Below are 8,656 nucleotides of genomic sequence, written 5' to 3' on the forward strand. Positions count from 1 at the left end.
CAAATTTGAGCAGGAACTTAAAATCAAAAGAAATATTAATATGTAGTTCAAGTTTTTCATCAAATGTTTGCCAACGTGTTTGTGTATGATTTCGTTGCGTGTTTAAGAACTAAAGTTAGCAAATAAATCACAGATAGAAAGTCCGCGAGGACTTTCGTAAGTAGGCTATAACTAGCAATGAATTATACACGGTGTTGGCATTAGTGTTTCTATCTGTAAATGGATATTTTTTCAGGGTCTATTAGTTCATATACAAAAGGAACACGGTTAAATCCACCATTTCCATATCTAATTCTATCGCCAGAATTTTCTTTGTTTTTTATTAGTTTTTCTTTTAATTCATTTTCATTTTTAACATCAAAAATAATCTTTACTTTTTCGAAGTATTTTTTTGAAGACATTTTGTCAAAAAAATTAAATCCACCATTTCTTTCGCCATATAAGTAAGTGTTTGGGAACCAACGGTCATAGTGGTTAGTTGTTTCTAAATAACTTACACAATAACATAAAGTATCTGAAAATATTAATACTTGTTTATTTATTTGGTCGGATAAATTTGTGATTATATAATGTCCAAAACCTGTGACTTTATTAAATGTCTGATTGATGTAATTTTCTAAATTTTGATGGTATTCGTATAAAAAAGGAAAGCTACTCGGTTCTTGATTACTACTATAAGGGTCTTTAATGAAATATTTAGAATGAAGTAATTCTGAAATGAAATCATAATCTTTATTTTTTATACCAACTGCAATTGTATATATAAACAATTCTTGAAAGATTATTTTAAAAGTATCGAATTCAGTACCTGACCAGCTACTTCTATCATCTCTTGGTCTTAGATACATTGGCTTGTTTTCAAAGAATTCGATAACAATTTCACTTGAAAAATCTGTTTTATTTGACGTTAATAAGTCAATGAATTTTATAAAATCCTCTCTTAAAGGTTTATAATTCTTCAAAGTCTCAGTTAACATTTCACCAAACCCCTTAATATCATTAGGTGAATTTGCTAGATTAAATTCCCATAATTTATCTAAAAAAGAATCTAGAAAATCTGAGCCATATTTTTGATTGAAAGTTTGGTTCTTCTTGATTTGATTCTCAATAGTTCTAATTTTACTGTTAGTTTCTGATAAATCAACTTTGTTTTCAGTTATATAAGTTGGTGGTTTTGTTCCTAGTTTAGGTTTTGGTATTGAAGGTGCTTCTAAAATATTCCTCAATAATTCTTCATAACTATCTTCATAATCTTCTTCTTGTGAAAAATCAATATATTTTCTACTTGATAAATAAACAGGCAGATAGGCATTTCCATCTTCATCTCTTTCAAGTACAATTGGGATAAATTTCTCCTGCTTTTCGTTAGAATATAAATTTGGACTTATTATTTGTGTTTCAGTTCCGACTCCACCTTTTCTGTCATCAGCTTTTTCAGAGTACTTTTTATCACAAACTATTAATACTCTGAAGATATCTTTTGATTTTACCATTTCTTCCATAAAACTATGGATGTCGTGTCCATCTTTTAAGCTCCATCTATCTAAAATCACATCAACGGTGTCAGTCATTAATCTTTTTCCAAGATTAACTATCCAATCTTGATGTTCTTTATTTCCCCAACTATATGATATAAATATTTTTTTCATTCTAAGATTTAGGTTGGTTTTACATTAATGCCAACGTTTATGTGTAAGGAACGTTGCGTGTTTGTGTGCGAGGATTTTCCGAAGGAAAATCAGATGCTAGCAAACAAAGCAACGACCAAACGGTTGAACTAAAATAAGCAATGTTTTTTACACGGTGTTGGGGCACGTTTTATTTATTTTTTAAATCGTCCATTTTGAAATTCGGCTATAAAAGTCGTATCAGTTTTTGAAGCGAATCCATCGTTAAATTCAAATCTGTGGTATTCCCAAGTTCCGTTAATTTTCTTTTCGGGAAACAGATAAGAAATTCTGATTCCATTGTCAAAGTTGTATAGCACTTTTCTATTTTGAGAGTGGTGCAGAGACCCGCTTATTTCAATGAACTGTCCAACGAGCAACTCTCCATTTTTATTTTTATAAGTCGATACGTCTTTATACATTGGGTATTCACTAGAAAATATCGCTTGAGGCACAGTCCAAAGTCCAATCCATAAATATGGCAAAAGAATTACGCTTATCAGTCCAAGTCCTGCGATTTTTAGTCCAAGTTTTTTGAATTTTAAACTTTGTCTAATTAGAAAATAGAAATTTAGTCCGATAAATATCGCTAAAATCAAAACCCCAATTCTATGTCCTGGTTGAAAAGTGATTTCTATTGGTGAACCATAGGTGAGTCCAAAAATCAAAATGGTCAGTCCGAGTAATATGCTTATGATTTTAGTCGTCATTTTTTAATGTGCCCCAACGTTTATGTGTAAGAATAGTTGCGTGATTAAGCACCTAATTTAGTAAAAATGGAACGAACCAGAGGAAAATCCGTAGGATTTTCCAAGTAGGCGAGAACCAAGCAATTATTTTTACACGGTGTTGCCCACAGTATTTATTTTGAATTTACTTTTAAACATTTTTCATTATAAAATTCCAACACTTTCCAAAGTTCATCGTTGCCGAATTCCTTGTTTTCGACTTTTTCAATTAATTCTGGACAATCTTGAAAGTAGTCTTCCATTGAGTTTTTGAAGTTTTTTGCAAAAGGCAAGCCTTTTGTGTAAAGATGGTCAACTTCATCACTTTTTCCTTTTCCAACATAATAACTGAATCTCGGAAAATTAATTTCCCAATATTTATTAGAACTTCTACCAATTTTTATTTTTTGACCATTATCTAATTCGATTTCATTAATATAATTGTCATTTAATGGGTCAAACGAATTTCCAATTCCAATAGGTTCGTTCGAAAATGAATTTGATAATGCACTACCTTCGTATATCCGGACGTAAAGACTTAAACTATCTAATGACACAATTTCTAAAAGTTCAGGATAGCGTTTTTTCTTTCCGTATTTATCAGTCAACTTATATCGAAATTTCCTGAAGTAATTATTTTCTAAAATATCAATTCCGATGATTTCTTTGAATTTATATGTTTTGAATTTTAATGTATCATTATAGAATTTCACAGCAACAATAGATGAAATTCCACTTATTTCTCCAGTTCCGTTAATTCTCGTACTGTCTTTTAAAATAAGCATAGCTTTTCCTTTTTGTGCATAAGTCAAACTGCAAACGGCAAGTAGAAATATTATCAAGATTTGTTTTCTCATTATTTTGTTCATATTGTGGGCAACGTTAATATGTATGGAAAGTAAGGGCTAAGTATAAACTCCCATCCAGATTAACAAAAAAAACGAGCAAACAAAAATTAATTTTAACCAGACGCCAAGCCCTTATTTTTTATACATGGTGTTGCCAACCGTTTTTATTGTGTCTTATGAAATCATCGCAAACTTTCCGAAAACATTCAGGTTTATTAAGTTTTAATTTTTACGACATCGACAAAGAAACAAGTCTTGAAGATGTTTTGAAAGAGGTAGAAAACATATATACTACCCATTTTACTGATTCAAGTTCTTAATATTGTCATTTATCTTGTTTAATGTTTTTTGTGTTAAGTCAGATAATTTTAACCCTTCTGGATAAGCACTTACAAAATCATCAATACTATTAGATAAATTATTTAATGCTTCTGCTAATTTTTCTGCGGTTTCATCGGTTAGTTTCATATAGTTTGTTTTTAATTATTAACGTTTTTAAAGTCAGTCGCACGCAACAGTTGCGCACTGCTTGGGTCAGTAAAAAAAAATATTATGTCAGATTGTAAATGTCATTCTACTCGTAATGAATCTGTTGATTCAATAGTAGCTGTTGTTATTTTATATGTTTTTGCTTCGGTTTCAGGGTATTTGTTTGGATGTTGGTTATTGGTATTATCATCTTGAAACGCAAATGCTCCTAAGTATGTCAAAATTAAAATCAGAAATAGAACAATACCTTTTAGAAAATGACTTTTCTTTGGTCGATGATGTTATTTCGTCAGACACAACGTTTGTTTATACACATAACAAAACAAAAACACATCATGTTCATTTATTTAAAGAGCCTAATGAAAATTTCGCTATGGTTGATTTAGAAAATAATTATGGCAAAAAAAAATATTGTTTTGCTGAACGTTTTATTATTACTTCTTTAAAAGAGTTTGTGTTTTTAATAACACACTCAACTAGGTCTTTTTTGTGTAATGAAAAATTACTTAGGTAAACTTTAGCCTATTTATTTCATTTGTTAAATCCTTCTCAAAACTCACCTTTGATTCTTTAAAACTATCTGTTTTAAAATCTCTTATTGTATTGTTTAAGTTCCTAGTATAAAGTACGCTTGAAATACCGCAACTATGCTCATTACGAAGTTCAGAGTGTATCAATTCCAATAACTCGTTAGATTTAGATTTATCCGTTAAATAACGAAGTTTATTTTTAACTCCTTCCAAATATTTTATCTTTTCTTCTTTACTCATACTCAAATTTTATTTGTGCGGCTTTTTAAATGGTTGGCAACGGTTTTGTGTATGATTAGTGGCGTATTTAAGTAACTAATTTAGCAAATACAAACCGAATAGAAAATCCGCGAGGATTTTCGTAAGCAAGCTCAAACTAGCCATTAATTATACACGTTGTTGCCACACGTTTTTTTATTCAAACAATGATGTTTGGTCTGGGTCATTAAATTCTTCCTCTTCTGTTTTTTTGTCTTTTATTACAATTCTGTCCTCTGTCATTCCAGAACCAATATATTCCGATTTATATTCAAAAACATTACCACATTGGCATTCCATTTCGTCGGCAAGTCCAAAGTGCATTATTTCTCCACAACCTTGACATTTAGCATATGTTTCTCCGCAATATGTGCATTCTCCGCTTTGGACAATTGTTATTTTGTCGTCAATTACTATTCCTCCTGGGTCATTCCAAAGAATTTCTCCACGAGGCATTCCATCATCATTTTTGCATAAATAACACTCATCCCAATGAAAGTCGTATTCCTCAAATTTGTCGAATTCTACAATGTCTAATCGAATATCACGAATTGTGTAATTTGTAATTCTGTTTTTTGCGCTTTTAGTGTATCCGATATTTGTAATTATTACACCCAAATTTGCGCCAACATCTTCTAAAAAACCGATAAAACTTTCCACAGTTTTAACATCAATTTTTTTACTGAATTTTTTACAATCAATTACTCCGAAAATTTCTTTTCCAATTAGTTTTCCTTTGACTAAAATGTCTATCTGTCGACTTCTTTTTGAAAAAGTTCCTCGAATTTTCTGATTCTTTAAAATTTCGCCATCAGGAAATTCCATTCGTAGTTTATCGAAAATTTCGACTTCGTATTTTTCCCAATCTTTCATTAATTATCGATATTTTTCAAATGTGTGGCAACGTTATTGTATATGAGCAGTGCGGGCGAGAATAGCGAAGGCTATTCGGTTAAGCACGAGCTGATTTTTACAAATTTCGATTATTAATTTTTTTGGCAATAAGTCGAATTTGTTAAAATTCGGCGACTTCCAAATATACCCTAACTTTTAATTAAGTGACAACTCCCGCATTGATTATATACTTTGTTAGCAAACGTATTTTTCAGTATGCTAATTCCATTACTATGATTCTTTTTACATAATAATCGGTTATATCGACATTGTAAGCTAATATTCTTTTCGCTACAAGTTCAGACGGAATAAGGCCGAAATTAGTTCTGTCTTTAACAAAGGATTTTAAAAATTCAGAATTATCAGAAATTGAGTTAAGTGCTTTAATATATTTTCCATTGTAGTTTGATACCACAAAATTCTTACGTTTTTCTTCAATAAAATCTCTTGAAATCTCTTTTTTATCAAATGGCATTTCCGATATTCCGCTTTCAAATGTTCCGTCAGGTTTGATGCATTTTGTTCTTATTTTAACTAATAAAGTCAAATCATTCCAAGGATTTTTATCGACCCAAATCGAGTCAGGAACGCAATAGATTTCAGGCCGTAATGTACTTTTATCAAATAAACTTCTGGATTTTTGGGAAAAACCAACAAATTTCTCGATTTCGCCTTCACTAATTTCCGTTATAAACTTCAAATAAGCTCTTTCGATGTTCAAATTTGGGTATTGTCTTTTTAGAAAATCATTTTCAAATTCGACAACTAGTGAATTCAAAGTTTTACTATTCTCAGTCCCCAAAATTTTGTCAAACTCCGTTATTTTATTCTCGTTTATTTTGTCCGAACAGCTTGTAATTAATAGAAGAATTATGAATATTTTAAAGATTTTCATTAGTTGCTATATGTTTGCTAACGGTTTTGTGTATGATTAGTGGCGTGTTTAAGCACCTAATTTAGCAAATAAACACCTAATAGAAAATCTACGAGGATTTTCGTAAGTAGGCTCGAATTAGCCATTAATTATACACCGTGTTAGGCATAGTTTTTTTTATAATTTTTACATTAATTTATCATTAGTAAAGTTTGTATAAAATAGCACTTTCATTATATAATAGGTCAATTGAAGTATTCTATTACTCTTTCTTTTATTTTATACGGCTTTCCTTTAAAAAAATCAATTTGATTAGTCCAATTACCTTTGTCATCAAGTTTGTATTCGTATAAGTGTGTATAGTCGGGAATATTATCATTTAACATATAACTATTACGTTCAATCCTATTTCCCTTATTATCATATCTATAAGCTATTTTAGACTCTAATTTTCCATTTTTTAAAAAGGAAAGTTCCGCAATTCTGTTATTTTTAGTATCATAATTATACTTGTACTTAGAAGTTAAATTTCCTTCCATAAAACTATTTTTCTCAATCCTATTTCCTTTATCATCATATTTGTAAGTGATTTTCATAAAATCAGTTCCATCCGAATGAAATATATTTTCTTCAATCTTTTTACCATTTTCGGCATATTTATAACTTACTTTAGAACTTTTCCCTTCGTTATAAGATATAACATCAACTACATCACCTTTTGTGTAATACTTGTAGGTGTATTTATAATCTAAACTTCCATCTAATCGATAAGAAATTCTCTCATTGATACTGCCATTTTTATCATACTTATTATGAGTGCTTTTACCTGTTTTTTCACCAATTATTATTTCGTTAAATTTCTCAACTGCGTAATAAGTAGTAGTTCTAACTGACTTCACTTTGCCGTAGAGATTTAATTCGGTTAAATCATTTTCTTTATTGTCATTTGCACAACTTAATATTAATAGGATTGTAAAAAGTAATGATATTTTTTTCAATTGACTTTGGTTTTTGAGTTCAGTTAGTAATTCTATGTAGTTAGTTTTAAATTATGCCTAACGGTTTTGTGTATGGTTAGTTGCGTGTTTAAGCAACTAATTTAGTAAACAAAAACGAACGCGAGAAAATTCCGAAGGAATTTTCCAAATAAGCAACGACCAAAGCAATTAATTATACACGGTGTTGTAACACGTTTTTATTTCAAATCTGAATTCTTGTTTTTTAATGAAACAACAGCGTTCGTTATAAACATTATAAAGGAAATTCCTGATGCTATGTAAATTATTTTAAAATCAATATCAGTAAAACTAAATATTGTAATGGAAATAACGAATGAGATTAAATGAATTTTTGACCAAAACAAATCAGTTTTTATTTTTAATAGGCTAAGAATAAGGTAAACGATAAAATACAATACTGGTAAATAACCAGTAATAAACTCAATAGGCGTATTTATGATTTCAAGTTTCCACCCAATAGTCTCATTTAGTTTAAGTATTGAGGAAAGTATATCGCCTAGAATGAAAGAAAGCCAGAAACTAACTAAAAAGACTAGAAATAGACGAGTTTTTAATAATTTATCAATATTCATGTTAATAAATAATTTGAGCTAATATAAGTTATGATCGCTTGTAATAAGTTTTTTTTACCTTACTTTTTAAAATTTTAACCGTCTGATTAAAATCAGATTAGGAATTTATCCGAACAGTTTATGATTCAGATTTTACACGTCTGAGTAAGTTCGGGTTGCGCAACACTCCGAAGTTTTTGTAATTCCGATTGAGAGTTGCTCCGTTTAGCTTAGTTGTCAGATTTTTCCTTTTTTAGCGTGGCAGAGAAATGTGTTACAACGTTCAGTATAAGAAACGTAGGGCAGGTGATAAGCAATACGTTTCGGTTTGGTACTAAGCCAAATATAATATTTTGCTTTTATCTTTTTTGTTGAAAATGCCAAATTTTATATTTGGCGACTTTATAAATAAACACAGACCTTTCGGCAAACCTAAACCGCCCTATGTTTTTTATACATTGTTGTGGTTTCGTTTTTTATTTCAACTTTTGTTTTAGCCTTGCCCATAAAGTTGATTCCTTTTTATTGTCATTTAAATCAATCACAGAATGCTCAATATTATTTTTTTCTAATAGATTAATCAAGTCAGCATATACTATTGATTTATTTCTCATTATCTCATCTTTATTTGGGTATTTTTTTTCTCCTAGTATATTGAAGTAATTAGTGATGTGTTGTTCTATTTCAGGATATCTTTTTTTATTATCTCTTTGAAGAATTTTTCTTGTTTTTAAAATTTCACTTGATGAATTTCTTACTTTCCAATATTTACCAACGTCGTTCATTGTTTTGTCTATA

The 8,656-nt window shown here is 29.7% G+C and carries 11 protein-coding genes; 1 reads left to right on the plus strand and 10 read right to left on the minus strand.

The window, feature by feature from the left end:
* Nucleotides 1-209: 209 nt before the first annotated feature.
* The 5 genes from Q5N74_RS18560 to Q5N74_RS18580 form a co-directional block, all read right to left on the minus strand.
* Nucleotides 210-1,649, minus strand: coding sequence for a toll/interleukin-1 receptor domain-containing protein (locus Q5N74_RS18560; protein ID WP_304390494.1), 1,440 nt, complete (start codon nt 1,647-1,649; stop codon nt 210-212).
* A 173-nt stretch (nt 1,650-1,822) separates the two neighbouring features.
* Entirely contained in the window at nt 1,823-2,377 is a 555-nt protein-coding gene (locus Q5N74_RS18565; RefSeq protein ID WP_304390495.1) for a hypothetical protein, read from the minus strand.
* 152 nt (nt 2,378-2,529) lie between these two features.
* A complete protein-coding gene (locus Q5N74_RS18570; RefSeq protein ID WP_304390496.1) occupies nt 2,530-3,252 on the minus strand; it encodes a hypothetical protein in 723 nt (240 codons plus the stop codon).
* Nucleotides 3,253-3,543: 291 nt separating this feature from the next.
* A complete protein-coding gene (locus tag Q5N74_RS18575; RefSeq protein WP_304390497.1) occupies nt 3,544-3,711 on the minus strand; it encodes a hypothetical protein in 168 nt (55 codons plus the stop codon).
* A 101-nt stretch (nt 3,712-3,812) separates the two neighbouring features.
* Nucleotides 3,813-3,953, minus strand: a complete 141-nt coding sequence (locus Q5N74_RS18580) for a hypothetical protein (protein WP_304390498.1) — start codon at nt 3,951-3,953, stop codon at nt 3,813-3,815.
* On the opposite strand from Q5N74_RS18580, the gene Q5N74_RS18585 reads away from it, so the two are divergent.
* On the plus strand, nt 3,947-4,246 hold the full coding sequence (locus Q5N74_RS18585) for a hypothetical protein (protein ID WP_304390499.1): 300 nt from the start codon (nt 3,947-3,949) through the stop codon (nt 4,244-4,246). The genes Q5N74_RS18580 and Q5N74_RS18585 overlap by 7 nt on opposite strands.
* Here the strand turns inward: Q5N74_RS18585 and Q5N74_RS18590 are convergent.
* The 5 genes from Q5N74_RS18590 to Q5N74_RS18610 all read right to left on the minus strand — a co-directional run.
* Nucleotides 4,239-4,502, minus strand: coding sequence for a hypothetical protein (locus Q5N74_RS18590; protein WP_304390500.1), 264 nt, complete (start codon nt 4,500-4,502; stop codon nt 4,239-4,241). The genes Q5N74_RS18585 and Q5N74_RS18590 overlap by 8 nt on opposite strands.
* A gap of 174 nt (nt 4,503-4,676) precedes the next feature.
* Nucleotides 4,677-5,393, minus strand: coding sequence for a restriction endonuclease (locus tag Q5N74_RS18595; RefSeq protein WP_304390501.1), 717 nt, complete (start codon nt 5,391-5,393; stop codon nt 4,677-4,679).
* Nucleotides 5,394-5,625: 232 nt separating this feature from the next.
* Nucleotides 5,626-6,309, minus strand: coding sequence for a hypothetical protein (locus Q5N74_RS18600; protein WP_304390502.1), 684 nt, complete (start codon nt 6,307-6,309; stop codon nt 5,626-5,628).
* A 224-nt stretch (nt 6,310-6,533) separates the two neighbouring features.
* Nucleotides 6,534-7,187: a hypothetical protein gene (locus tag Q5N74_RS18605; RefSeq protein ID WP_304390503.1), complete on the minus strand. Its 654-nt coding sequence runs from the start codon at nt 7,185-7,187 to the stop codon at nt 6,534-6,536.
* Between the two features lie 1,147 nt (nt 7,188-8,334).
* Nucleotides 8,335-8,656 (minus strand): hypothetical protein (locus tag Q5N74_RS18610; RefSeq protein WP_304390504.1); only part of this gene is annotated, 322 nt, incomplete at its 5' end.

It is taken from the genome of Mariniflexile sp. AS56 (assembly GCF_030552475.1).
Lineage (GTDB): Bacteria > Bacteroidota > Bacteroidia > Flavobacteriales > Flavobacteriaceae > Mariniflexile.

Bases quoted from the DNA above. Each gene is read 5' to 3' on its own strand.
- Q5N74_RS18595 (WP_304390501.1), bottom strand. From the start codon at position 5,393: ATGAAAGATTGGGAAAAATACGAAGTCGAAATTTTCGATAAACTACGA.
- Q5N74_RS18565 (WP_304390495.1), bottom strand. From the start codon at position 2,377: ATGACGACTAAAATCATAAGCATATTACTCGGACTGACCATTTTGATT.
- Q5N74_RS18600 (WP_304390502.1), bottom strand. From the start codon at position 6,309: ATGAAAATCTTTAAAATATTCATAATTCTTCTATTAATTACAAGCTGT.
- Q5N74_RS18570 (WP_304390496.1), bottom strand. From the start codon at position 3,252: ATGAGAAAACAAATCTTGATAATATTTCTACTTGCCGTTTGCAGTTTG.
- Q5N74_RS18585 (WP_304390499.1), top strand. From the start codon at position 3,947: ATGTCAAAATTAAAATCAGAAATAGAACAATACCTTTTAGAAAATGAC.
- Q5N74_RS18560 (WP_304390494.1), bottom strand. From the start codon at position 1,649: ATGAAAAAAATATTTATATCATATAGTTGGGGAAATAAAGAACATCAA.
- Q5N74_RS18575 (WP_304390497.1), bottom strand. From the start codon at position 3,711: ATGAAACTAACCGATGAAACCGCAGAAAAATTAGCAGAAGCATTAAAT.
- Q5N74_RS18590 (WP_304390500.1), bottom strand. From the start codon at position 4,502: ATGAGTAAAGAAGAAAAGATAAAATATTTGGAAGGAGTTAAAAATAAA.